Source organism: Actinoplanes sp. HUAS TT8 (genome assembly GCF_051380535.1).
Taxonomy (GTDB): Bacteria; Actinomycetota; Actinomycetes; order Mycobacteriales; family Micromonosporaceae; genus Actinoplanes.
In genome coordinates this window covers 1,731,517-1,754,842 of the sequence record NZ_CP195646.1, presented here as the reverse complement: position 1 = coordinate 1,754,842, position 23,326 = coordinate 1,731,517, and the positions used below count along the sequence as shown (strand labels likewise).

The window sequence follows — 23,326 nt, the reverse complement described above, 5'->3', positions numbered from 1 at the left end:
GGTGGCGGTGACCCACATGTGCGCGTCAGCCATGCCGGACCGGCTCCAGGTGGAGATCAGGGACATTCGTGGTGGTGACGCGGGCTCGGCCGGCGCGCTTGGCCTCGTACATCAATCGGTCTGCCTCTTGAAGAAGTTCCTGGGCCGACTGCGCGCCGTCCCAGCGGGCAAGACCCGCGGAAAAGCTTTGCGCGTACGGCGTCGCCGCCTGCAACCGCTCGACGATCACCCGTGCGTCGGCCGTCGAGTAGCCGGTGAGCAGCAGGCAGAACTCCTCCCCGCCGTAACGGGCGAGCAGATCCTCCTGCCGCAGCCCGGCCCGCCACGCCCCGGCCGCGTCCCGCAGCAGTTCGTCGCCGGCCTGGTGCCCGTACGTGTCGTTGTAGTGCTTGAAATGGTCGAGGTCGAACAGGGCCACCAGCAGCGGTTCCCCGGTCAGCTCGCTGTGCGCGAGGGCGGCGCCGAGCCGTTCGTCCCAGCGGCGCCGGTTGGCCAGCCCGGTCAGCGGATCCTGGTTGACCAGCACCGACAGCCGGTGGCTCTGGCTCTCGACCCGGGCCACGAGACCGACCATCCGCAGCGTGACCAGCACGAACAGCACGATCGAGAAGAGCCCGGTGGGTAGCCAGTCGCGGCCGATCGTGCCGGCCGCGCCCTGGTAGAGGCTCACCGCCGGGGCGAGCAGGATGGCGACGGCGAGCAGGGCCAGGCGGGGGCGGACGAACGCCGGCGGCCGTTCCAGCGGCACGGTGAGCCGGCGCATCGACGGGTGCAGCGCGCCCGCCGCGATCAGGAAGCTGCCGAAGACCAGCGCGGCGTCGGACACGCCGCCGTCGTACATTTGCCCGCTCGGCGCGGCGATCACCAGCACGTCCGACACCCCGGTGCAGAACAGCGCGCCCAGCATCAGCCGATAGCTCGCGGTCCGCGCGCCCGGCGTCGTGACCAGCAGCGACACCAGCACGATGACGCTGATGTCGCCGACCGCGAAGAGCAGGGCCAGCAGCCGCTCGCCGCCGAGCACGGTCGCGTCGGTCATCGTCGCGCCGACCACGAACGTCCAGTAGAGCAGGGCCAGACCGGCCCCGATGATCCCGGCGTCGATCAGCACGGTCCGGCCGTCGGCGCGGGCCCGCCCACGGATCATGCCGATGAGCGTCCAGCAGAGCAGCGGGTATCCGGCGGCCGACAGCAGCCCGGCGATCAGCGGCCACGGCTGCGCCTCGGTGCTGCGGTAGATGGTGGTGCTGAGCACCCACATCGCCGAGCCCGCGGCGATCGCGTACCAGGTCGACGGGTGACGCGGACGCCTCAGCCGGATGCCGTGGACGATCAGAATCACACAGGCAAAACCACTGAGCGCGTACGCGACGGTCCGCACCACGCTGCCGACCGGCAACAGGGCATAGCCCGCCGACACGGCCACTCCGGCCGCGAGGCACTTCTGCCAGCCCGCGATTCGCACGGGCACTCCTATCGGCGGACGGCCGGGCCGGATGAGCCCCGGCCGTTTTCCTGTTCCGGCCCGCGTCCCGGCCGATAGGGGCTGCTGTACTCCCCCGACCGGAAGGCCACCAGGCTCGATGCGATCACTGACTCGACCCGTCCACGCGGCGGGCCTGATCGTCGTCGCCGTGTGCGCATGGACGCTGGCCGCCGTGGTCGTCGGCGTGCTCGGCACCGTCACCGCGGTCCCGGCCTGGGCGATGTGGCCGCTCGCGTGGGGCGCGGTCCTCACGTCGGCCGCGGGCTGCCGGCTGGCCGCGCGCACCGGAGCCGGGGCCGCCCGGGCCTTCTGGCGGCGGCTCGGCCTCGCGGTCGGCCTGCTCGGGGTGGGCTCGATCAGCCAGTCCGTCGACACCCTGCGGCACCCGGCCGACGCGGTGGCGATGAGCGCGGTCACCGCCCTGATCTACTTCGTCGCGGTCGTCCTGGCCGTGTTCGCCCTGCTGCGCCTGCCCGGCCGCGGCCTCGCCGGGCGGGCCCGGACGACCCTGGCCATGGACGTGGCCATCGTCGGGGTCGCCGCCGGCCTGGTGACGATGGAGGTCGTATCGGTCATCCCGATCCCGGCCACCGGCGGGTTGCTCACCGGCGTGCTGCGCTTCACCATCGTGGCCGCCGCCTGCGCGGCCGTCGTCGCGATCGTCAAGGTCGGCATGAGCGGCTCCGGGCCGGTGCACGGCCGCGCCCTGTGGATCCTGAGCCCGGTCGGCCTGTTCGGGCCGCTCGCCATGGGTCTGGCGACCGCGTTCCACCGGTGGCCGCACCTGAACGCCACGGTCATGGTGCTGCCGATGTTCGCGGTGCTGCTGTCGCTGGCCACGCTGGCCCAGGTGCGGGCCGACGTCGCCGGCGGCACGGTCACCCAGTCGGTGCGGGCCGGGGACGTGCGCCGGAGCGGGATCAGCCGGGTGCCGTACGTCTCGGTCGGCGCCACCGCGATCATGCTGATCGCCGTGACCGTGCACGGCGGCTACCTGCCGGGCGGTCTCGCCGCCGGCAGCGTCGTGCTGATCCTGCTCGTCCTGGTCCGGCAGCACGCCGCGCTGCGGGACAACGGGATGCTGGCCGACCGGCTCGCCGACCAGGCCCGCTACGACGACCTGACCGCGCTGCCGAACCGCCGGTTCTTCACCGACACCCTGCACCGGCGCACCGACGACACCACCGTCGCGGTCTGCGACCTGGACGACTTCACCGCGCTCAACGACCGGCTGGGCGACGACACCGGCGACGAGATCCTGCGGCAGGCAGCCGACCGGATCGCGCTCACCGTGGGCGGATCGGCGCAGGTGGCGCGGCTGCTCGGCGACGAGTTCGGCGTGCTGCTGCCGGCCGAGCACCCGCTCGCCGGGGGCAGCCGGTTGGCCGAGGCGCTGGTCCACGCGTTCCAGGCGCCGCTGTCCGTGGGCGACCACGACCTGCTGGTCACCGTGACCGTCGGGACGGCGGCCGGGCGGGACGAGGTGGTGCCGGATCTGCTGCGCCGGGCCGAGCTCGCCCTGCAGGCCGCCCAGCGCGTCGGCGCCAACCGTCACCAGCAGCACACCGACGACCTCGACGCGTCCGCGCAGCACCACGCCGACCTGGCCGCGGCCCTGCGCCGCGGCCTGGAACTGGGCGAGTTCCGGCTCGTCTACCAGCCCATCGTCGAACTGCCGCTGGGCACCCTGCACTCGGTCGAGGCGCTGGTCCGCTGGCACCCGGACGGCGGGGCGCCGGTGTCACCGGCCGAGTTCATCCCGGTCGCCGAGCAGACCGGCATGATCGTCGACCTGGGCGCCTGGATCCTGGAGACCGCCTGCGCCGACGCGGCCGCCTGGCGTCACCGGCACGGCGAGGCCGCACCCCGGATCAGCGTCAACGTCTCGGCCCGGCAACTGCTCGACCCGGAACTGCCCGCCCTGGTGGCCGGCGTGCTGCACCGCTACGCGCTGCCGCCGCACCAGGTCACCCTGGAGATCACCGAGACCGCGGTGTTCGCCGGCGGGCCGGCCCTGCACACCGTCCGGGCACTGCGCGGCCTCGGCGTCGGCATCGCCCTGGACGACTTCGGCACCGGACACTCGTCGCTGACCCTGCTGCGCACCTGCCCGGTCACCACCCTCAAGGTCGACAAGTCGTTCATCGACGAGCTGAACGGCGGCCCGGAACAGGAGGCGATCGCGGCGTCGCTGAGCGGGATCGCGTCGACGCTCGGGCTGCGGGCGGTGGCCGAGGGCGTGGAGACCCAGGACCAGGCGGATCGGCTGCACGTGCTCGGGTACCGGTTCGCGCAGGGATTCCACTTCGCGCGGCCGCTGCCGGCCCACGACATCGACGCCTCCCTGCTGGCCGCCGCCTGACCGATCAGGCGGCGACGCTGGTCACCAGCGCCAGCCGCACCAGGGCCTCGTCGATCCGGCGGATCGCGATGTCATGCTCGCCGTCGGCCGTCACCACGGTGAACGCGGCCTGGTTCCGGTAGTAGAGAGGCCGCGGCGACGGGGCGAGCGCGGCCTGCGGCGGGATGGCCACGGTCTCGCCGGTGGACGCGCTCTTCCAGGTGGTCTCCCCGCCCGGCACGACGATCAGCCAGCCGCCCTTCGGCATCACGACCTCGGCCGCACCGACGCGCCGCTTGCGGACCTGGCCGAGCGTCCACACCAGGCAGAACACCTTGAAGGCCTGCCCCTGGCCGAACGCCTCGACGTCGCGGGCCGGGTCACGGCGCTTGATGCCGGCCCGGTCGAGCCACTTCTCGAGCGGCGAGTGGGAACCGGCAGACCTGTGGATCTTGGGTGACATGGCCGAGAGTGTGGCACGGGCTCATCTTCCTCGATATTCCCGGGGACACGTTCGAGAATTGAGATCCAGATCAACAGTCGGGGAGGTTTCGGGCGAAGTATCCTCGCGGCGTGTTGACACTCACGGACCTGACCAGCGCCGACCTCGACGAGATCCGGAAGACCGCGCTCGGCGAGGCTGATCCGCTCGGTATCGCGGCCGGCCTGGCCGAAGCGGTGGACAACGGGCGGCTGGCCGACCCGGAGCTCGCCGGGGAAGCGCTCATCCTCGCGGCGGAGATCGCCGAGAGCCGGTCGAAGCTCGACGCCGCGGTGCGGTACGCGGATCGCGCCGTCGAGGCGTACGGGACGAGCGACGACGGCAAGGCGATCACCGCCCGTGCCCTGCACGCCCGGCTGCTGTTCCGCTCCGGCCGCGCCGACGAGGCGATGGCCGAGCTGGAGCCGCTGCGCCCGCTGCTCGGCAAGCACAACGACGCCCCGGCCTACATCGCCGCCGCGCTCGCGGTCGGCGGCCGGCACCGGGTCGCCGAGGAGTGGCTGACCGAGGCGGTGCAGGCCGCCCTGGCCGAGCGCACCGGCGAGCCGTCCAGCGCGGAGGACGCCGGCCTGCTGTTCTTCCTGCTCCAGCAGCGGCACGGGATCCGCCACGCGCTGAACCTGACGCACGACGCGCACGACAACCTGGCCGACCGGCTGGAGCGTCGCCTGGCCAACGCCGGCACCACCGCGGTCGGCGACGAGCTTCTGTTCTGGCCGCAGGCCGAGTTTGACCGGGTGATCGCCAAGTGGCCGGCGCTGACCAGCGCCTACGGCTCGACCTGGGACGAGCACCGCGGCAGGGTCGAGCGTGAGCTGGTCCGCCTGGCCGCGTCGAACCCGGCGCCGGTCTCCGGCACCGCCGCCGGCCTCTCGACGTTCGCTGGTCTGGAGAACGATCCGGCCGACGCGAAGACCCGCGCCGGCTACACCCGCCAGCTGACGACGAAGATCGTCTGGCCGCCGGAGCGCAACGGTTCCTGCTGGTGCGGTTCCGGTCTCAAGTACAAGAAGTGCTGCCTCCCGCGGGGCCGCGCCTGACCCTAGGATCGCGGTCATGAGGGCGTTGATCGTGCGTGGCGGCTGGGACGGACACGAGCCGGTCGCCTGCACCGAGTTGTTCCGTGGCTTCCTCGAGGACAACGGTTTCACGCTGCGGGTTGCGGAAACTCTCGACGCCTATCTCGATCCGGACCCCTACGACCTGATCATCCAGTGCTGGACCGGGGCGCGCTTCACCGAGCGGCAGGAGAGCGCCCTGGTCGAGCGCGTCCGGGCCGGCGCCGGGTTCGCCGGCTGGCACGGTGGCGTCGTCGCGACCGGTTACGAGGCCCCCACGTACCAATTCATGGTCGGCGGCCGATTCCTCTGCCACCCCGGCGGTTTCGTCGACCACACCATCAAGATCAACACCAAACATCCGCTCGGGTACGGACTGAGCACCTTCGACGTCCACACCGAGCAGTACTTCATGCACGTCGATCCCACCCTCGACGTCCTGGCCACCACCGCCTTCACCGGTGATCACGGTGCCCCCGAGACCGCCGGCGCGGTGATGCCGGTCGCCTGGACCCGCCGCTTCGGGTCCGGCCGCGTCTTCGTCTGCACACTCGGGCACAGCCCCGCCGACCTGCAGGTTCCCCAGACCCGGACGCTCACGGAGCGCGGAATCCTGTGGGCGTGTGGGATAGTTCCCGACCATGATCGAGACCATTGATCTGACCAAGGCGTACCGCCGGGTCCGCGCGGTCGACGGCGTCACGTTCACCGCGAGGCCCGGCCGGGTGACCGGCTTCCTCGGGCTGAACGGTTCGGGCAAGACGACGACGCTGCGCATGCTGCTCGGCCTGACCCGGCCGACGTCCGGCACCGCGCTGATCAACGGGCGGCCGTTCGGCGAACTGAAGAACCCGCTGCGCGAGGTCGGCGCGGTCCTGGAGCAGGGCATCGCCCACCCGGGCCAGAGCGGCCGGGCCCACCTGATCGGTCAGGCCATGCTGGCCGGCGCGAGCCGCGCCCGGGTGAACATGCTGCTGGAGGCGGTCGGGCTGGCCGGCGCCGACCGGCAGCGCACCGGCGACTACTCGCTCGGCATGCGGCAGCGCCTCGCGATGGCCACCGCACTGCTCGGCGAACCGCAGGTGCTGGTCCTCGACGAGCCGGCCAACGGCCTCGACCCGGAGGGCATCGTCTGGCTGCGCGAACTGCTGCGCGCCCACGCCGACGCCGGCGGCACCGTCCTGATCTCCAGCCATCTGCTGGCCGAGCTGGCCCAGCTCATCGACGACGTCGTGATCATCGCGAACGGCCGGGTCCGGCGCGAGACCACCCTGGCCGAACTGGCCGGCGCCGAGAGCGTGCGCCTGCGCATCCGGGGCCGCGACCCGGTCCGGTTGTGGCGCGCGTTCGAGGAGGCCGGCGGCAAGGTCAACGCCGACGACCAAACCCTTGAGGTGTACGGGTTGTCCGCCGAGGACGCGGGCGAGATCGCCTTCGCGGCCGGCGTCCCGCTGTACGAACTGTCCACCGACGCCCCGAGCCTCGAACAGATCTTCCTGGAACTGGCGGCCACCCGATGATCACTCTCGTCCGCAGCGAGCTCTACCGCATGGCCACGATCCGCTCCAGCTGGGTCTCCCTCGCCCTGTTCGGCGCGGTCGCCGCCGCCTCCGGCATCATCGACGACACGTGGTGGGCCCTGTTCGCCGGCATCGGCGCGTTCGGCATCTCGGTCCTCACGATCACCCAGCACTACCAGCACCGCACGGCCGCCCTGCTCTACCTGTCCCGCCCGCAACGCTTCCAGGTGCTGCTGGCCCAGGTCCTCACCACCATCGTGGTCGCCGAGGCACTGGCCGCCCTCACCGGCCTGCCCGCCCTGACCCGATGGGGCGGCCACAGCTACTTCGAAACCCTCGCCGTCGTCCCCATCATGGCCACGTTCGGCGCCGGCCTGGCCGCCACCGTCCGCCGCTCAGCCTGGCTGATCAGCGGCTTCGGCATCTGGTTCGTCATCGTCGAAGGCATCGCCACCCAGTTCCAGTGGCCCCTCCCGATGACCGCCTACCTGGGCGCCGCCCACGGCGACGCCTTCGACATCGAGATCTTCCTCATCTGGGCCATCGCCTCCCTGGCCGTAGCCGCCGTAGCCCTACGCCGCGACCTCACCGGCGACTGACCCCCCGCTCACCAAGCCCGGATCACCTCGGCAAGCTGGTCGAACGTCCGCTCCAGCACCTCCCGCCGCCGCACCTTGTGCTCCGGGCCCGGCTCCAGCCCATCGATGCTCGCCTCCCACACGGCCATGAAGGTCCGTTTCCACCCCTCCACGGTTCCGGCCTCGGGCAGCACGACACCAGCCCAGGGCCGGCTCGCCAGCAGATGCAGAATCTCGAGATTGCAGGGCACGGCAACCCCCCAATACTCGTCGGGCTCCAACTCCACCGGATCGCCCGCCATCGCCTCCTCGACTTCCCGCACCAGCCGCGCTGTCAGCACAGACAGATGATCCGCAGCCGAGTCGTCGTCGAAATTCCCACTCCCCCAGGTGCCCACCCCCGCACCCTACCGAGCACCGGCCCCCACCCAGCCAGGCCCGAGACAAAGCCTCGCCACCACCCCCGGCGAAAGCCTGCGCAGATAGCAGCTAACTACTCACCTCTCGCTAAAATGCCGATGTGAATGCGTGTTTCTGATGGCCGAGCCCACGGCTTACAGCAAGTTGCCCGGAATTTTTGTGGCCGCATCGCTGATCGCACCTTTTAGCTCAGTTTGAGTAAGCCCGCTTGTTTGCGCCAGGGTGGCGCCCCTAATATCCGCATTCTTTAGCTGCATTCCTCCACACTTTGCCAGTTTCAGGCTCGCCCCCGCCAGGTTGGCTCCGTTGAATCTAACGCCGCGCAAGTCGGCACGATGGAATATCGCATTAGTCAGCGAGGCGCCCGACATGTGAGACTGTTGCATGTTGCTGCCCGTGAAAAGTGCGTTGTCAAATCTTAGATTTGCAAGATTTGCACCTCTCAGATCCGTGTTGGCCAAGAACACGGTGAAAGCTTCCCCTCGCGGCGGTCGTCGACCTATAACATTTAGTGCCGCCTGCAAATCTTCTCGAAGATGTCTGCGATCACCGTAATTCTCCCGGGTAGGTAAAGGTTTCGGTGAGACATCGTCTTCCTCGCTGGGAGTCTCCGATATAGGAGCCTCCTTCCTAATGAAGGCCGCAAGGATCCATATCACGGAATTGTGATCCACTGAAGACTCACGTAGAAGCGCCTCAAGGGCATATATGGCACCAAGGCGCTCCTCAACTTTGTCGGAGGCAAGCTGACCAATGGCTTTTGTGTAGCGGTCCGACAACTGACCTCGGCGGGCGAGCTGATAGGTACGTGCAGTAAAGGCGAGGCTAACAATTCCTACGGCGCCGGCGGCCGCGACGAGCAGGGTTTGCCGGACGCTACCGATTGCAGCGGCACGCTGCACTGGATCGGCTATCTTGCTGACGGTCGTTCCGCCAATAAGCCAAGCCAATGGCCCAATATATAGGACAATGGCACTGACGACCAAGAGGGCAACAGCTAGCCACGTGAGCCACTCACGTGATCGGGAGCTATTACTCAACCGCTTTTGTCCGCCTTCGGATGATGGAAAGTACTTTCGGAGCCTGTCAGAGAGCACAATGGAATCTAAGCTTCCTCACCATGGTCTGTCTAGAGAGAGCCCGCGCTCCAAGATTGACTGCACTCATTTGCCGTTGCGACACGAGGTCGCACTTTGCGAGTGGACTCGCAGTTAGGAGGACCGGCGTGATGTCGGTGGTGTAGTCCCGGGCGCGTGCTCGCTGCCTGGCCCCTTCCTTGGCGTGCGTCGCTGGTAACGGCGGGGTGCGAAGCCCGGGGGAAAGCCGAAGGATCTCCATCCCATCGTGGAGGTCACGGGTGAGGGGCAGACCGGACGGGTGAATTGCGTGAACCTTCGTTGATGCTCCGTGAATAGTGGCTCCGCGCGATGGGATGTTCGGGCGGGGTGTTGGGACGGGCCGTCGAGAGGCGGCAGGCGCTGGCCAGGCACGGCATTTGGTCAGGAGAGCACCGCTGGTCCCCGGAGTAGAGAGGGCACCCACCCCGGTCGTAACTCGTAAGTGTGGAACGTGGAAACCCCGACGGGGTCCGCCCGCTTTATGGCGTGCGGTAAGCCGACCGTGAGGAAAGCTCAATTCTCCGGCGGGAACAGGATGACCCGAGAAGCGAACGCCGGTGGCCGAAAGGCGACAGGAAACCGAGACATGGTGCTGGCCCTTCTACCAGCGGTTCTTGGATAACTGGCCGGATACCGGGCCTGGGTACCCGGCCGCGACAAGCGGGCTGACGCGGGTCAGGTGAGCCCGTGAAAGCGATGATGACGACGAGGCTGGAACCGAAGGATAAGTTGGACATCGCTGTGGCCTCGGCCGGGGTGGTGAACGGACCGGAGGGCGTTCTTGACTGGCACGCGATCGATTGGCGTGCCTGCGAGGATCACGTACGGCGTCTGCGTCAACGGATCTTCACGGCGTCGCAGGCGCAGGACCACAAACGGGTCCGGAACCTGCAGAAGTTGATGCTCCGGTCTCGGGCGAACACGCTGTTGGCGGTCCGGCGGGTCACGGAAATCAACGCTGGGCGTTTGACGGCGGGCGTGGACGGCAGGATCGTCCTCGACGGCCAGGACAAAGCCGCGCTGGCAGATGCTGTCCAGCGTCGGCAGCAGCCCTGGCAAGCCCGTCCGGTCAAACGGGTGTATATCCCGAAAGCGGACGGCCGACGCCGGCCGCTGGGCATTCCCGTGATCGTCGATCGGGTCTTGCAGGCCCGGGTGACGGCGGCGTTGGAGCCGGAATGGGAAGCCCGGTTCGAGCCGAGATCGTATGGATTTCGGCCCGGACGCAGCTGTCAGGACGCGGTCCAGGCCATCTTCAGCACCGTCAAGGGCCGTCATCCGGTCCGGCGGTGGGTGCTGGACGCGGACCGGAAAGCGGCGTTCGACCGCATCGACCACCATCATCTGCTCGGCCAGCTCGGCGGGTTCCCGGCCAGGGAACAGGTCGAGGGCTGGCTGACCGCGGGGGTGGTCGAGCAGGGCCGGTTCACCCCGACCGAGGAGGGAACTCCCCAGGGCGGGGTGGTCAGCCCGCTGCTGTTGAACGTCGCGCTGCACGGGATGGAAAACGCCGCCGGGGTCCGCTACCGCACCATCGGACATGATGGCGCGGCCAGCGCCCCGGGCAGCCCGGTACTGATCAGATATGCCGATGACTTCGTTGCTTTGTGCCGCACCAGGGACGAGGCGATACAGGTCAAAGCACGGCTGGCCGCGTGGCTGACACCGCGAGGATTAGCGTTCAACGAGGACAAGACCCGGGTGGTCGACCTCGATGACGGCTTCGACTTGCTCGGGTTCAACGTTCGCCGCTATCACGGCTTGCTGCTGATCAAACCGAGCAAGACGGCGGTCAGACGGATCCGGAAACGGCTCCGCACCGAGGTGCGGGCACTACGCGGCAGCAATGCCGCCGCAGTGATCGCCCGGCTCAACCCGATCATCCGGGGCTGGGCAGCCTATTACCGGACGGTGGTATCCAGCGAGATCTTCAACGCGCTGGATCATTATCTGTGGAGACTGGTCTACAAATGGGCCAGACACAGCCACCCGAACAAGCCGACCAGCTGGGTCGTCGCCCGCTACTTCGGCATGTTCAACAAGTCCAGACGAGATCGATGGGTCTTCGGTGATCGCGACAGCGGCGCCTACCTGCAGAAATTCACCTGGACCAGGATCGTGCGGCACTCACTGGTCCCCGGCACCGCATCGCCCGACGACGCGGCACTGGCCGACTATTGGGACACCCGTCGGCGACGCCCGAGAATGCAACCCCCAGTCGATCGCACTACCCAGCGGCTGCTCGACAGCCAGCAAGGCCGGTGCACCTACTGCGGGCAGCTTCTCTTGCACGCCGACCGCCCGCCACAAACCCGCAAGAATGGGAGAAGTGGTATGGCGGCCTGCGGAAGGCGATGGACCACAACGCCATCAGCCTACGACAGGACGGCAGCCACAACGATCCGCGACTCCGTCTGCTCCACACCCACTGCCACCGCCGGGCAATAAGCAATAGGCAATAGGCAGACCAGCAAACTGCACGCCAGCACGCCATAGGGCTTGCTTGAGCCGGATGCATGGAAATCGTGCACGTCCGGTTCTGAGGGGGCGGCGGCGCAGCAATGCGCCGTCGCTACCCGGCCGAAGTGAGCGCTGCGCTGCGTCGCCAAGGTCGGCCCTATTGGCCGACGGTGAAGATCACCGACCGGACGGCCGACCGCGACGGTCCATCCGCGCTGGCACGTTCGGATAGGCCCGCATACGACCCGCCAGTCGGCAACCGCCCTCTCGTGGCGCCGGCAGCATCGATTTTCGCCGACTACGCGAAATAGGTGGCTGCTTCGAGGAAGTCGTCTGCCAGTTTGTGGTGATGCCGGGTGAATTCAAGCTGGCCTTTGCTGTCACGGTCGGTCCAGTAGCGGCCGGTCAGACGCATTGCGGGACTTCCGGATACGTCGAAGACCGTCGAGCCGTGGTGCATCCTGCTGCGGGGTTCGGCGTGCATATCGGGACGGTTGAGATAGAGATAGGCCAAGGTCCAAGCGCTGTCCACAGCGGATACGGCGGCAAGCGTGGAGGTTGACCGCGATTCGTTGGTGAAGAGCTTAACCGTGACCAAGGTAGCGGTCTGGTGGACGACTAGGTAGACGGTCTTGGGTGGTGGTGATTTCCCGGTCGCGGGATCGATCCAGAAGGAGGTGAGGGTGCCCTGCCAGGTTCCGCGCAGGCAGCGAGGTACGCCCGGGATGCGCTGGACGAGGCCGAGTCGCCAGAGCCAGAGATCCCAGGCCGCCAGAATCAGAGTGGCAATCAGGACGGCGGCGGAGAAGAACCGCATCCAGCCGGCGTCGACCTTGCCGCTGGTGATCCAGGTGCCTGCGGCGAGGACGATGACGACCACCGCGGCGACCACCCGGATAGTGATGCTGCGTTTCACGACGCCAGCCCCAGGTAGTTCCAGGCGGCCTTGGCGAATGCCCGTCCGTCTGCCCGGGTCCATGCCTGGCCGGGTTGGAAGAGAAACTTGCATCCGCTGACTTCGAGCCAGCGCTTAGAGTTGTCCTCGGGTTCGGCCCCTTCAAGGCCATGGAAGATGTGGCTGATGACGCCGCGCACGGTTTGTTCCCAGGTCGACCGGAGGAGGATGTCGTCCGGGCAGTGGTAGACGAGGCATTCGACGAAGAAGGACGGCACCTCCCGGTGCCTGCCGTCGTGGAGCATGGCATTCTCGACGCGCTTCATGATCCGGACGGTCTTCTTGTAATACTGGCTGGTGCGATTGTTCTTGTCCCGGCCGTTCGCGAGCTGCTGATCGGGATAGTTGATCAAGTTGGAGCCGTCTTTTTTGAATACCTTGGTGCCGTCGCGGTGGCCGCCGCCGGCGAAGTAGTACCGGTAGTTGAAGCAGGGCACGACGTCGGCGTCCACGCGGGCACTACCGGAGTGGATGCGGAAGGCGGTTGAACCGGATGTATCGACCTGGCCGGGGAATTTATTCAACAGCGCGGTCCGCAGCTCGGAGCGTAGTTTGGCGGGAGTCCAGATCCCCTGGTAGGGCAACGAGGTGTGGATCCCGGGCTTTGCCTGGTCCCAGTACATGACGTCTCGGCATTGAACGGCGATGTCGACGTCGCTGTCTGTCTTGACATTCGTGTTGTTGGCGTACGAGCCTTTGGCATAGATCCGAAGGTCACAGGAGTCGAAGGCCGCGTGCTCTTTGATCGCCTCGCGGATCATTCGTTCGGTGCGTTCTTGCTTGTCTTGCTCCGTTGAGCTGGACGGCACCGTCCAACCAGCCAGCTTTTCTTCCAGCCCCAACCTGGTGGCCCCATTTCTTGATCATCTTGCTTGGTCGAGCAGGCCAGGTCAGGGTACTGGGAGCCTCTGACAAAAGGTTTCGGAGTGTTCTGCGAGGCGTCATTGATGACGATATTGAAAACTTCTCGCGCTTTGCTGGTGGCAAAATCGAGCCTTGATCGCTTGGCCGAGCAGCGCACAGTGAACGCACGGATCTGCCACGATCCGCGCGCGGTGTGTTTCGTCGATCGACTATCTCGACCGGTGTGCATGGTCCTGTTCCTGCGCTGTCGGCTGCGGACGGCGCCGCCCGGAGGACCGACGCCTCGCCCGGCAGGGTGGGAACGGAACCGGGTGGCCGAACGGGCGGGATCGACGGTCACCTATTGACACTGTCGGGCGAGCGGGCGAAGGGTGGATGGCGGTCGCAACCAGGGGGGCGTCATGGCGAGCCGCAGACTCTTCGCACGGGTGGCCGCGGTTCTCGCGGTGCTGCTCACACTCTTCGCAACGCCGGGGGCGGCGCTTTCGGCCCCGAAGCGGGCGGACGTACGCGGGCAGACGGTGCGCGCCGGCCATCTGCGGGTCCAGGTGCTCAGCCCGACGCTGCTGCGTCTGGAGTACGCGGCCGACGACCGTTTCGAGGACCGGCCCACGTTCAACGCCGTGGACCGCGATCCGGGGCGCACCTGGTTCCACGCGAGCACGAGCCGCGGGGAGCTGCTGGTGCGGACCAGCGCCGTGACCCTGCGCTACCGCCTGAACAGCGGCCCGGTCGCCGCGGCCAACACCGCCTTGGATTTTCGCGGCGGCAGCGCGCATCCGGCGTTCGGCGCGGAGCCGGGTGAGCCGCTCGGCGGCTGGTACCGGGGGCTCGACTACTACGCCGGGCAGGCCGGGCCGGTGGACCAGCTCAGCCTGCACCCCGGCCTGCTCGACAGGCGCGGCTGGTACCTGCTGGACGACACCGCGACCGCGCTGAAGAGCGGCGATCAGCTTGTCGCGCGCCCGGCTCGCACCGGCTCCTACCAGGACGGATATCTTTTCGGGTACGGCCATGACTACCCCCGTGCGCTGGCCGACCTGCGGACGTTGACCGGTCCGTCGGTGCTGCCGCCGGAGTGGGCGTTCGGCACGTGGTTCTCCAAGTATCAGGCGTACAGCGTCGCCGACTACGAGAACCAGCTGCTGCCGGCGTTCAGGAGCAACCGGGTGCCGCTCGACTCGCTGGTCATGGACACGGATTGGAAGGCGCCGAATCAGTGGGCCGGCTGGAACTGGAATTCCGCGCTGTTCCCGGATCCGGCCGCGTTCCTGGCGCGTCTGAGGTCCGAGGGGATCAACGCGACGCTGAACGTGCACGCGGCGATCAGCGGGGATGATCCGAGGTTCGCGCAGGCGCAGGCCACGGCCAAGGGCCGGCTGCAGCCGTCGGCCAACAGTTTCGCGCCGAACCCGTTCCGCTTCGACTGGGGTGACCCCGATCAGGCGGCCGCGTTCGCGCAGCTGCACCTGCCTTTCGAACAGCAGGGTGTACGTCAGTGGTGGCTGGACTACTGCTGCGACGACAGCACCGTGAGCACGCCCGGTGTCACCCCGGACAGCTGGGTCAACGAGTTGTACCGGCGGGACGGCGACGCCCGCGGGCTGCGCGGGTTCGCGCTTTCGCGGATCGGGTCGGCTTTCCCCTCGTACCAAATGGTCGGCTCTTCCGGTCCTTGGGCCGAACATCGCAGCACCGTGCATTTCACCGGGGACACCGAGGCGACTTTCGACACCCTGAAGTTTGCGGCGGCGATGACGCCGGCCGAGGGGGCGAGCATCGGGCAGTCCTACGTGAGTCACGACATCGGCAGCTTCGCCGGCAAGCACCTGAGCGACGATCTCTACCTGCGCTGGGTGCAGCTGGGCGCGTTCCAGCCGATCCTGCGGCTGCACTCGGATCACGGCGACCGGCTGCCCTGGGAGTACGACGACGCGGTGAGCGGGCCGGCCGCCGATTTCCTGCGGCTGCGCGAGTCGCTGGTGCCCTACCTGTACACGGCGGCCCGGCAGAACTACGACACCGGGATGCCGATGGCCCGGGCGCTCTACCTGAACTGGCCGGAGCAGGCGGCCGCCTACGAGCACGACACCGAGTACATGCTGGGTGACTCGCTGCTGGTCGCGCCGGTGACCACGCCCGGGCTGAGCACGACCGCGCCGGTCTGGTTCCCGCCGGGCACCTGGACCGATTTTTTCACCGGGGAGACGTTCCGCGGGCCGGCGACCCGGACGGTCGGCGCGACGCCCGATCACATGCCGGTCTACGTGCGGGCGGGCGGGATCCTGGCGCAGCGCGCCGGTGACGTGAACGTCGCCGAGCAGGCCAAGGATCGGCTCACGCTCACCGCCTATCCGCACGATTCAACCACGATTTCGGTGTACGAGGACGCCGGTGACGGGCTCGGCTACCGCACCGGGCAGTCGGCCCGGATCCCGGTCCGCTACACCGAGGGCCGGCGCTCCGCGCTCACCGTCGGGCCGGTCACCGGGAGTTATCCGGGCGCTCCGGCCACGCGCCGCTACACCGTGGCGTTCGCCGACGTGTCCCGCCCGCAGCACGTCACGGCCGGTGGACGGCCCGCGCCGTGGACGTACGACGCCGGAAAGCGGTTGCTCACCGTGACCGTTCCGCCGACCGCGTCCGGGCGGGCGGTGACCGTCGAGCACGACGGAACCCCGCTGACCGTGGGGCAGCGGCCGGCCGTGGACGCGACGTTCGTCGCGCCCGACGGACTGCAGTCGGGGGCGACCAGCACCGTGGTGGTGACGGCGACCAACCACGGGCCGGGGACGATCACCGGGGTGTCGGCGACGGTCACGGCGCCGGCCGGGTGGGTGGTCACGCCGCGGACGCCGACCACCGCCGCGAGCCTGGCGCCGGGGGCGACGTTCACGGCGAGTTACGACGCGACGCCGGTCGGGGCGTCGCCGCGGGCGCAGGCGGTGACCGCGCGCATCGCGTACCGGAATCCGGACGGCACCGCCGCGAGTGTGCCGGCCGCGCTGACCGTGCCTCTGAAACCGGTCGCGGTGACGTTCCGGGTGCTGGCGCCGCCGGGCACGCCGCCCGACGCGACGCTCTACGTGCCGGGCAGCATCGCCCAGCTCGGGCCCTGGGATCCGGCCCGGCAGCCGATGACGAACCGCGGCGACGGGATCTGGGAGGCGACGGTGTCGATCCTGGACGGGACGGACCTGCAGTACAAGTACACCCGCGGCAGCTGGGACACGGTCGAGGAGTGGGGGTCGATCACCGGGACCAACAATCGCGGTGTGACCGTGGACGGCGGGATCACCCACACCATGCTGGTCGACGACACGTCGACCGCCTGGGGCGACGCGAGTGTCCCGGACAGTCACAAGGCGATCCAGTTCTGGCGGGATCCCCTGGTCGTCTCGACCACGGCGGCCGCGACCGCCGTGACCGTGCGGTTCGAGCGGGACGTCCAGCCGACCGGGGCCGACTGGTCCGGGACGATCGTGGTGGACGGTGTGGCCGGTACGGTCGCCGAGACCGAACCGGGCACGCTGGTCTGGACGCCGGCGACGCCCCTGCCGGCCGGGACCTACTCGGCGACGGTCACGCAGGTGACCAGCGCGGTCTCCGACGGGGTGCCGATCCAGAGGCCGTACGCGTTCACCTTCACCGTGAATTAAGGGGCGCCCGATCGGGTGAACGGGCGTCCCAAACGCGGCTTTCGCGTAGCGTTTGGTCCAGAATGTCTGCTGCCGGACGGTCCGGCTGATGCGGCACTGGAGGCGCGCGATGCCCGACCGGACTTCGGAACAGCGCGAGCCGGCGCCCCACGGCTCGAAGCGGCGGGTCTGGCCCGCGGTCCTGAGCGCCGTGCTCACCGCGGCGGTGTCGCTCCCCCTGGGCGGCCTGGCCCCCTACCTGGGATCGCCGGCCGCGGCCGCGAGCCGGGACGACGGCGCGCAGCCGGCGCCCGACGGCCGCATCCCGATGGCCGAGCTGCGGGAAGCCCTCCTGGACGTCCCGGCCTGGCCGGACGACAACGTGCGGGGACCGTCCGGGCCGCTGCAGTTCCACGACGGCGTCGTGCCGATCGAGCCGAAGACCGTGCCCGAGGGTCAACCCCCGTACGGTGACCAGGTCCTGATCTTGTCAGTGACCTACGGTGACATCGATCATGACGGCGCGGACGAGACGATCGTCGAGCTCGCCTGCATGATCGAGGGCGGCAGCAAGCAGCTCGTCGCCTACGACCGGGACGGCGCCGGGCACATCGTCAGCCTCGGCCGGATCACCGCGACCACCGGCCCGATCCGCGACCTGCGCGACGGCAGCGCCCGGGTCGGCGCCGCCGGGGTCGTGTCGGTGCTGGTCGGCGACTATCAGCGCTGCTGCGACGACCGGACCCCGCAGATCTGGCAGACGCGTGGTTACGCCCGGCGCGACGGCCGGTTCCAGCAGGTCGACGGGCCGGCCCGGATGCCGGTGAACCCGCACGTGACCGACCTGCGCATCACGACCGGGGACCTGGCGCTGGGCCCGGCGGCCGGCGGGTTCCGGACCGGCACGCTGGACGTGACGGTCACGCACCGTTCGGGCGCGCACCCGTCGCGGGTCACGCTGACGTTCTATCCGCCGGAGGGTCTGGTCCGCACCGGTGACGCGTGGCCGAGGGTGACCGGCCGGCCCGACTCGTTCACCGTGACGGTCGCCGCGCCGCGCCCGGGCGGCAGTGCCCGGTACTCGTTCGCGTTCCGGCGGCCGGCCGCGCTGACCGGCGGGGAGTTGCCGGTCTCGGTCGCCGCGTCGCCGCAGATGAGTGGTTCGGTGCCGTGGAACAGCGACACCACCGCGATGATTCGCACGGTTCCGAAACTTACGGAGTGACCTTCCGCAACTTCGATAATGTTACGAAGCCATTCCGCAACGTAATCTGATCAACAAGCATCTGGCCTGGGCGTATGCCGGGCCAGTTTGCTTTTACGGCCGAAATTCACTACCGGTATGTTTCCGGAAGTTGTTGACACCGGTGAGCGAGCGGGCAAATACTCACGCTGCCGGGAGGGATCGCCCACCGTCGATCCCCTCAGCGTTTGTCCCTCTGCCGAAGGAAATCGCCATGTCCGACGCTCCCGCACGACCCGGTAAACGGACCCGACTCCGCATCGCCGTCGGCGCCGCCTGCGCCCTGATCACCGCCGTGGCCGGCACGCTGATGGCCGGCCCGGCGCAGGCCGACACGACGATCACCAGCAACCAGACCGGCACGAACAACGGCTACTACTACTCGTTCTGGAAGGACAGCGGCAACGTCAGCATGACCATGGGCTCCGGTGGTCAGTACAGCACCCAGTGGAGCGGCATCAACAACTTCGTCGCCGGCAAGGGCTGGTCGACCGGTGCGCGCCGGGCGGTCACCTACTCCGGGTCGTTCAACCCGAGCGGCAACGCCTACCTGACCCTGTACGGCTGGACGACCAGCCCCCTGATCGAGTACTACATCGTCGACAACTGGGGCACCTACCGCCCGACCGGCTCGTTCATGGGCACGGTGAGCAGCGACGGCGGGACGTACGACATCTACCGCACCCAGCGGGTCAACCAGCCGTCGATTCAGGGCACGGCGACGTTCTACCAGTACTGGAGCGTGCGCCAGTCGAAGCGGACCGGTGGCACGATCACGACCGGCAACCACTTCGACGCGTGGGCCAGCCACGGCATGAACCTGGGCACGTTCAACTACCAGATCCTGGCCACCGAGGGCTACCAGAGCAGCGGCAACTCGAACATCACGGTCGGCGGTACCAGCAGCGGGGGCGGCGGAACGACCACTCCGCCGACCGGCGGCGGTGGTAGCGGCGGTTGCACCGCGACGCTCTCGGCCGGTCAGCAGTGGAGTGACCGGTACAACCTGAACGTCTCGGTCAGCGGTTCCAGCAACTGGACGGTGACGATGAACATCCCGTCGCCGGCCAAGAGCATCGCCACCTGGAACACCACGGCCAGTTACCCGAGCGCGCAGACGCTTGTCGCCAAGCCGAACGGCAGCGGCAACAACTTCGGGGTGACCATCCAGACCAACGGCAACTGGACCTGGCCCTCCGTGTCCTGCGCGGCGAGCTGACATGCGAAGAATCGTTGTCGCCGGACTGGCCGCGCTGACCGCCGTCACCAGCTTCGTGGCCATCAACGTCACCGCCCAGTCGCAGGCCGCCACGTGCAACGGCTACGTGGGTCTGACCTATGACGACGGCCCGACCGCCGGGAACACGCAGAACCTGCTGAACACGCTCAAGGCCAACGGGCTGCGGGCCACGATGTTCAACGAGGGGCAGTACGCCGCGTCGAACCCCTCGCTGGTCCGGGCGCAGGTGGACGCCGGGATGTGGGTGGGCAACCACAGCTACACGCACCCGCACCTGACCCAGCAGAGCCAGGCCTCCATCGACTCGGAGATCTCGCGGACGCAGACGGCGATCGCGAATGCCAGCGGCGGAACGCCGAAATTGTTCCGGCCGCCGTACGGGGAGACGAACGCCACGCTGAAATCGGTCGAGCAGAAGTACGGCCTGACCGAGATCATCTGGGATGTCGACTCGCAGGACTGGAACGGCGCCAGCACCGACGCGATCGTGTCGGCCGCCGGCCGGCTCACCAACGGTCAGATCATCCTGATGCACGACTGGCCGGCCAACACGGTCGCCGCCATCCCGCGCATCGCCCAGGGCCTGGCCAGTCGCAACCTGTGCGCCGGCATGATCTCGCCGTCGACCGGCCGGGCGGTGGCGCCCTCGGGCGGCACCACCCCGACCACCGGCACCACCACCAATCCCCCGCAGAACGGGTCGTGCACGGCGACACTGTCGGCCGGCTCGTCGTGGAGTGACCGCTACAACCTGAATGTGGCGGTCTCGGGGTCCAGTGCCTGGACGGTGACGCTGACCATTCCGTCACCGGCGAAGGTGATCGCCACCTGGAACATCACGGCGAGTTACCCGAACGCCCAGACGCTGGTGGCCAAACCGAACGGCAGTGGCAACAACTTCGGCCTGACCGTCCAGACCAACGGGAACTGGACCTGGCCGTCGGTCTCCTGCAGCACCGCCTGACCGGTTTGCGGTCAACCGCCGCGGCGGCCGGACTTCCGGCCGTCGCGGTCTGCCGTTTCGGGTGTTGATCATGCGAGAGTGGCCGCTTACGCTGCGCAAGCTTCACGACTACCAGCTTTCTCACAGATATGGTGATCATGCGCCTGCGTGCCTTTCTCCGCCGCCTCGTGCTGCCCCCGCTCGCCGCGGGTCTGGCCGTGACCGGCCTGGCCCTTCCGGCCCGGGCGGATTCGCTCCCCGAATTCCCGCTGCTGGTCGTGAACATCACCGACAGCGTCACGGTGATCGACGGGCAGTCGAAGACCATCGGCTTCGACGTCCAGAACATCGGTGGCGGGGCCGCCGTGAACACGGTGATCACCTTCAACGCGGCCATCGGCCTCGGCTTCACGCCGCCCGCCGGCTGCACGCCCACCGCTTGCAAGATCGACAAGTTGGCCGGCGGCGAGCGGCGCCACTACAGCCTCACGGTGAAGCCGGACACCACCGCGGCCAACCTGACCTCGTCCTTCACCATCGGCGCCTCGGCCGACGACGTCGAGTTCGGCAACACCACCGTGCAGGTGGTCCGCACCACCAAGGCCGGCGTGGACCTGGAGATCGGCGACCTCAAGGACCTGAAGCTGGGTCGCGGCAAGTCGGCCGACATGCCGGTGACCGTCAAGAACACCGGCAACACCAAGTCGGCCACGCTCGGCCTGGTCATGGTGACCCTGGACGGCGTCGAGCCGGACATGAGCCGCTACCGCAACTGTGAGAAGGACGTCGAGGTCGGCGGCGTGGTCTGCGTGACCGACCAGACCCTGGCCCCGGGCCAGACCGTCACCACCGCCGCCGACACCCCGGTGACGGTCAAGCTGCGGGACGACGCGCCCGGCCCGGCCCGGTACTTCGCGGGCGTCGTCGCCGTCGGTCTCACCGACAAGTACGTGGCCGGCTTCACCAAACGCAACGCGGGCCGCGCCGGCGCCACCCTGAAGATGACCAGCACCGTGTCGGCCGCGAACCTGACCGACGGCGACATCGACGGCGACCTCAACGAGGACGACAACGCCGCCCTGTTCTGGGTCACGGCACCGACCGCGCCGGCCGACAGCTCGGCCGTCGGCGCGGTGATCAGCGGCAACGTCGGCGACGAGGTCACGGTCAAGGTCGGCACGCAGAACCTGGGCCCGTTCGCGACGGTCCCGCTGTCGCTCAGCTCGATCGGGTACGTGCACGTCCGGATCCCGTCCGGGTTCAAGCTGACCTCGGTCGACGACTTCTGCCTGCCGGGCGCCTCGCTCACCGACACCGACTCGGTGACCGGCACCGACGCCGACCTGGCCAGCCGGGACTGGGTGTGCCTGGTGTTCGACCAGATCCCCAAGGGCGGCAAGTCCCTGTTCGCCTTCACCGGCAAGATCCAGGACGCCGACCACGACACCGGCTTCGTGCAGACCGAGGGCAACGTCCAGGACACGGTGAGCAGCGACGACAAGGCGATGCTGACCGTGGAGGCCGGGGACAGCCTGCCGCTGACCGGTCCGTCGGCCGGGCTGCTGGCCGGGGGCGGCGTGGCCCTGCTGCTGGTTGGCCTGTTCCTGTTCCGGACCGCGCGGCGACGGCGGATCATCACCGTAGTGGAGTGAGCCGAGGACAACCCTGAGGATCAAGACATCATGCGCGTACGCCGTATCGTCGACCTCTCCGTTCCGGTCGGGCCGGACACCCAGGTCTATCCCGGCGACCCGGTCCCGCGCGCGGCCGTGCACGCGACCGTGCGGCGGGACGGGTTCAACCTGCTGCGGCTGGACATGGGGTCACAGACCGGCACGCACGTGGACGCGCCCTACCACTTCCGGGACGATGCGCCCCGGCTGCACGAGCTCGACCTGGGGCTGTTCGCCGGGACGGGCGTGGTGGTCGATGTCCGGGGCGTAGGCGCCCGGGAGCCGATCGGGTGGGAGCGCTTCGATCCGTACGCGAATCGTCTTGGTCCCGGGGTGGTGGTGTTGATCTGCACCGGGTGGTCGGAGCACTACGGCACGGACGCCTACTTCGACCACCCCTACCTGGACGCGGACGCCTGCCGGCGGATGCTCGGCCTCGGGGTGCGGACGTTCTGCGTGGACGCGATCAACATCGACGAGACGCCGGACGAGACGCACCCCGGGGTGGGTTACCCGGTGCATCACCTGATCGCCGCGGCGGGCGGGGTGATCGGGGAGAACTTCCGCAACCTGGAGTTGATCGACTTCCCCGATCCCCTGGTCTCGTGCCTGCCGATCGCCCTGGAGAACGCCGACGGCGCGCCCGTGCGCGCCGTCGCGATGCAGCTGGACTAGCCCTTGCGCAGGCCGGCCAGGGCGGTGCTCCAGGCCACGACCTCGTCGAGCAGGGTCGTGAGCTGCGGGATCTGGTAGTCGCCGGGCTTGAAGACGCTGTAGTTCTCGAACTCGGTGTTCAGCGCGAGCGTGACCTGCTGGCGCACGTCGGCCATCTTCAGCTCGCCGGCGACCAGCCGCAGGTGCTCGACCGCCCGCGCGCCACCGACCGAGCCGTAGGAGACGAAGCCGACCGCCTTGTTGTTCCACTCGGCGAACAGGTAGTCGATGGCGTTCTTGAGCACCCCGGACGTGCTGTGGTTGTACTCCGGGGTGACGATCACGAAACCGTCGAACGAGGCGATCTTGGCGGCCCACTGCTTGGTGTGGTCGTTCTGGTACTGGCCCATCGACGGCGGGACCGGCTCGTCGAGGTGCGGCAGCGGGTAGTCGCGCAGGTCGACCAGGTCGTACGCGGCGTCGCCGCGCTGCTTGGCGTGGTCGAGGACCCAGGCCGCGACCTGCTCGCCGTTGCGGTTGGGGCGGGTACTGCCGAGGATGATGCCGATGCGGATCATGGATGCACTCCGGGTTCGCGATGGTGGTCCGACGGCCGTGGACGTTACGGGCGGC

At 68.7% G+C, this 23,326-nt stretch carries 19 protein-coding genes; 12 read left to right on the top strand and 7 right to left on the bottom strand.

The window, feature by feature from the left end; all coding sequences use genetic code 11:
- Window positions 1-25 precede the first annotated feature (25 nt).
- Window positions 26-1,465: a diguanylate cyclase domain-containing protein gene (locus ACSHV8_RS07750; protein WP_436530823.1), complete on the bottom strand. Its 1,440-nt coding sequence runs from the start codon at window positions 1,463-1,465 to the stop codon at window positions 26-28.
- Window positions 1,466-1,583: 118 nt separating this feature from the next.
- Between ACSHV8_RS07750 and ACSHV8_RS07745 the strand changes: the two genes are divergently transcribed.
- A complete protein-coding gene (locus tag ACSHV8_RS07745; protein WP_436530821.1) occupies window positions 1,584-3,848 on the top strand; it encodes a putative bifunctional diguanylate cyclase/phosphodiesterase in 2,265 nt (754 codons plus the stop codon).
- 4 nt (window positions 3,849-3,852) lie between these two features.
- On the opposite strand, the gene ACSHV8_RS07740 is transcribed toward ACSHV8_RS07745, so the two are convergent.
- The gene (locus tag ACSHV8_RS07740) at window positions 3,853-4,290 is read right to left on the bottom strand and encodes a hypothetical protein (protein ID WP_436530819.1); all 438 of its coding nucleotides are present in this window, start codon (window positions 4,288-4,290) and stop codon (window positions 3,853-3,855) included.
- Between the two features lie 110 nt (window positions 4,291-4,400).
- Between ACSHV8_RS07740 and ACSHV8_RS07735 the strand changes: the two genes are divergently transcribed.
- The 4 genes from ACSHV8_RS07735 to ACSHV8_RS07720 are packed head-to-tail and all read left to right on the top strand — an operon-like array spanning window position 4,401 to window position 7,506.
- Complete coding sequence (locus tag ACSHV8_RS07735; RefSeq protein ID WP_436530817.1) at window positions 4,401-5,369, top strand: SEC-C metal-binding domain-containing protein; 969 nt, start codon at window positions 4,401-4,403, stop codon at window positions 5,367-5,369.
- 16 nt (window positions 5,370-5,385) lie between these two features.
- Complete coding sequence (locus tag ACSHV8_RS07730; protein WP_436530815.1) at window positions 5,386-6,045, top strand: ThuA domain-containing protein; 660 nt, start codon at window positions 5,386-5,388, stop codon at window positions 6,043-6,045.
- Window positions 6,029-6,907: an ABC transporter ATP-binding protein gene (locus ACSHV8_RS07725; protein ID WP_436530813.1), complete on the top strand. Its 879-nt coding sequence runs from the start codon at window positions 6,029-6,031 to the stop codon at window positions 6,905-6,907. Before ACSHV8_RS07730 ends, ACSHV8_RS07725 begins: the two co-directional genes overlap by 17 nt.
- Window positions 6,904-7,506, top strand: coding sequence for a hypothetical protein (locus tag ACSHV8_RS07720; protein WP_436530811.1), 603 nt, complete (start codon window positions 6,904-6,906; stop codon window positions 7,504-7,506). The genes ACSHV8_RS07725 and ACSHV8_RS07720 overlap by 4 nt, the downstream gene beginning before the upstream one ends.
- Window positions 7,507-7,514: 8 nt before the next feature.
- Here ACSHV8_RS07720 and ACSHV8_RS07715 read toward each other — a convergent pair whose 3' ends face one another.
- Window positions 7,515-7,883 (bottom strand): DUF4259 domain-containing protein, encoded by a 369-nt coding sequence (locus ACSHV8_RS07715; RefSeq protein ID WP_436530809.1) that lies wholly within the window; start codon window positions 7,881-7,883, stop codon window positions 7,515-7,517.
- Between the two features lie 156 nt (window positions 7,884-8,039).
- Window positions 8,040-8,855 carry a pentapeptide repeat-containing protein gene (locus tag ACSHV8_RS07710; RefSeq protein ID WP_436530807.1) on the bottom strand — a complete coding sequence of 272 codons (816 nt, stop codon included), beginning with the start codon at window positions 8,853-8,855 and terminating at the stop codon, window positions 8,040-8,042.
- Between the two features lie 864 nt (window positions 8,856-9,719).
- Between ACSHV8_RS07710 and ltrA the strand changes: the two genes are divergently transcribed.
- Complete coding sequence (gene ltrA / locus ACSHV8_RS07705) at window positions 9,720-11,471, top strand: group II intron reverse transcriptase/maturase (protein WP_436536709.1); 1,752 nt, start codon at window positions 9,720-9,722, stop codon at window positions 11,469-11,471.
- Between the two features lie 310 nt (window positions 11,472-11,781).
- Here ltrA and ACSHV8_RS07700 read toward each other — a convergent pair whose 3' ends face one another.
- Complete coding sequence (locus ACSHV8_RS07700; RefSeq protein ID WP_436530805.1) at window positions 11,782-12,399, bottom strand: hypothetical protein; 618 nt, start codon at window positions 12,397-12,399, stop codon at window positions 11,782-11,784.
- Complete coding sequence (locus ACSHV8_RS07695; protein ID WP_436530803.1) at window positions 12,396-13,280, bottom strand: nucleotidyltransferase domain-containing protein; 885 nt, start codon at window positions 13,278-13,280, stop codon at window positions 12,396-12,398. The genes ACSHV8_RS07700 and ACSHV8_RS07695 overlap by 4 nt, the downstream gene beginning before the upstream one ends.
- 423 nt (window positions 13,281-13,703) lie before the next feature.
- Between ACSHV8_RS07695 and ACSHV8_RS07690 the strand changes: the two genes are divergently transcribed.
- The 6 genes from ACSHV8_RS07690 (at window position 13,704) to ACSHV8_RS07665 (ending at window position 22,714) form a co-directional block, all read left to right on the top strand.
- Window positions 13,704-16,961 (top strand): TIM-barrel domain-containing protein, encoded by a 3,258-nt coding sequence (locus tag ACSHV8_RS07690; protein WP_436530801.1) that lies wholly within the window; start codon window positions 13,704-13,706, stop codon window positions 16,959-16,961.
- 109 nt (window positions 16,962-17,070) lie between these two features.
- Window positions 17,071-18,165, top strand: coding sequence for a hypothetical protein (locus ACSHV8_RS07685; RefSeq protein ID WP_436530800.1), 1,095 nt, complete (start codon window positions 17,071-17,073; stop codon window positions 18,163-18,165).
- 232 nt (window positions 18,166-18,397) lie between these two features.
- Window positions 18,398-19,402 (top strand): glycoside hydrolase family 11 protein, encoded by a 1,005-nt coding sequence (locus ACSHV8_RS07680; RefSeq protein WP_436530798.1) that lies wholly within the window; start codon window positions 18,398-18,400, stop codon window positions 19,400-19,402.
- A 1-nt stretch (window position 19,403) separates the two neighbouring features.
- Window positions 19,404-20,387 carry a polysaccharide deacetylase family protein gene (locus tag ACSHV8_RS07675; protein ID WP_436530796.1) on the top strand — a complete coding sequence of 328 codons (984 nt, stop codon included), beginning with the start codon at window positions 19,404-19,406 and terminating at the stop codon, window positions 20,385-20,387.
- 137 nt (window positions 20,388-20,524) lie between these two features.
- On the top strand, window positions 20,525-22,018 hold the full coding sequence (locus ACSHV8_RS07670; RefSeq protein ID WP_436530794.1) for a hypothetical protein: 1,494 nt from the start codon (window positions 20,525-20,527) through the stop codon (window positions 22,016-22,018).
- A gap of 30 nt (window positions 22,019-22,048) precedes the next feature.
- Window positions 22,049-22,714, top strand: a complete 666-nt coding sequence (locus ACSHV8_RS07665; RefSeq protein WP_436530792.1) for a cyclase family protein — start codon at window positions 22,049-22,051, stop codon at window positions 22,712-22,714.
- Here ACSHV8_RS07665 and ACSHV8_RS07660 read toward each other — a convergent pair.
- On the bottom strand, window positions 22,711-23,271 hold the full coding sequence (locus ACSHV8_RS07660; protein WP_436530790.1) for an NADPH-dependent FMN reductase: 561 nt from the start codon (window positions 23,269-23,271) through the stop codon (window positions 22,711-22,713). The genes ACSHV8_RS07665 and ACSHV8_RS07660 overlap by 4 nt on opposite strands.
- Window positions 23,272-23,326 lie beyond the last annotated feature (55 nt).

What these genes read in the sequence shown, in the direction of transcription:
- ACSHV8_RS07665 (WP_436530792.1), top strand. Translation starts at nt 22,049, where the DNA reads ATGCGCGTACGCCGTATCGTCGACCTCTCCGTTCCGGTCGGGCCGGAC.
- ACSHV8_RS07680 (WP_436530798.1), top strand. Translation starts at nt 18,398, where the DNA reads ATGTCCGACGCTCCCGCACGACCCGGTAAACGGACCCGACTCCGCATC.
- ACSHV8_RS07745 (WP_436530821.1), top strand. Translation starts at nt 1,584, where the DNA reads ATGCGATCACTGACTCGACCCGTCCACGCGGCGGGCCTGATCGTCGTC.
- ACSHV8_RS07730 (WP_436530815.1), top strand. Translation starts at nt 5,386, where the DNA reads ATGAGGGCGTTGATCGTGCGTGGCGGCTGGGACGGACACGAGCCGGTC.
- ACSHV8_RS07670 (WP_436530794.1), top strand. Translation starts at nt 20,525, where the DNA reads ATGCGCCTGCGTGCCTTTCTCCGCCGCCTCGTGCTGCCCCCGCTCGCC.
- ACSHV8_RS07720 (WP_436530811.1), top strand. Translation starts at nt 6,904, where the DNA reads ATGATCACTCTCGTCCGCAGCGAGCTCTACCGCATGGCCACGATCCGC.
- ACSHV8_RS07660 (WP_436530790.1), bottom strand. Translation starts at nt 23,271, where the DNA reads ATGATCCGCATCGGCATCATCCTCGGCAGTACCCGCCCCAACCGCAAC.
- ACSHV8_RS07675 (WP_436530796.1), top strand. Translation starts at nt 19,404, where the DNA reads ATGCGAAGAATCGTTGTCGCCGGACTGGCCGCGCTGACCGCCGTCACC.
- ltrA (WP_436536709.1), top strand. Translation starts at nt 9,720, where the DNA reads ATGATGACGACGAGGCTGGAACCGAAGGATAAGTTGGACATCGCTGTG.
- ACSHV8_RS07725 (WP_436530813.1), top strand. Translation starts at nt 6,029, where the DNA reads ATGATCGAGACCATTGATCTGACCAAGGCGTACCGCCGGGTCCGCGCG.
- ACSHV8_RS07740 (WP_436530819.1), bottom strand. Translation starts at nt 4,290, where the DNA reads ATGTCACCCAAGATCCACAGGTCTGCCGGTTCCCACTCGCCGCTCGAG.
- ACSHV8_RS07685 (WP_436530800.1), top strand. Translation starts at nt 17,071, where the DNA reads ATGCCCGACCGGACTTCGGAACAGCGCGAGCCGGCGCCCCACGGCTCG.
- ACSHV8_RS07690 (WP_436530801.1), top strand. Translation starts at nt 13,704, where the DNA reads ATGGCGAGCCGCAGACTCTTCGCACGGGTGGCCGCGGTTCTCGCGGTG.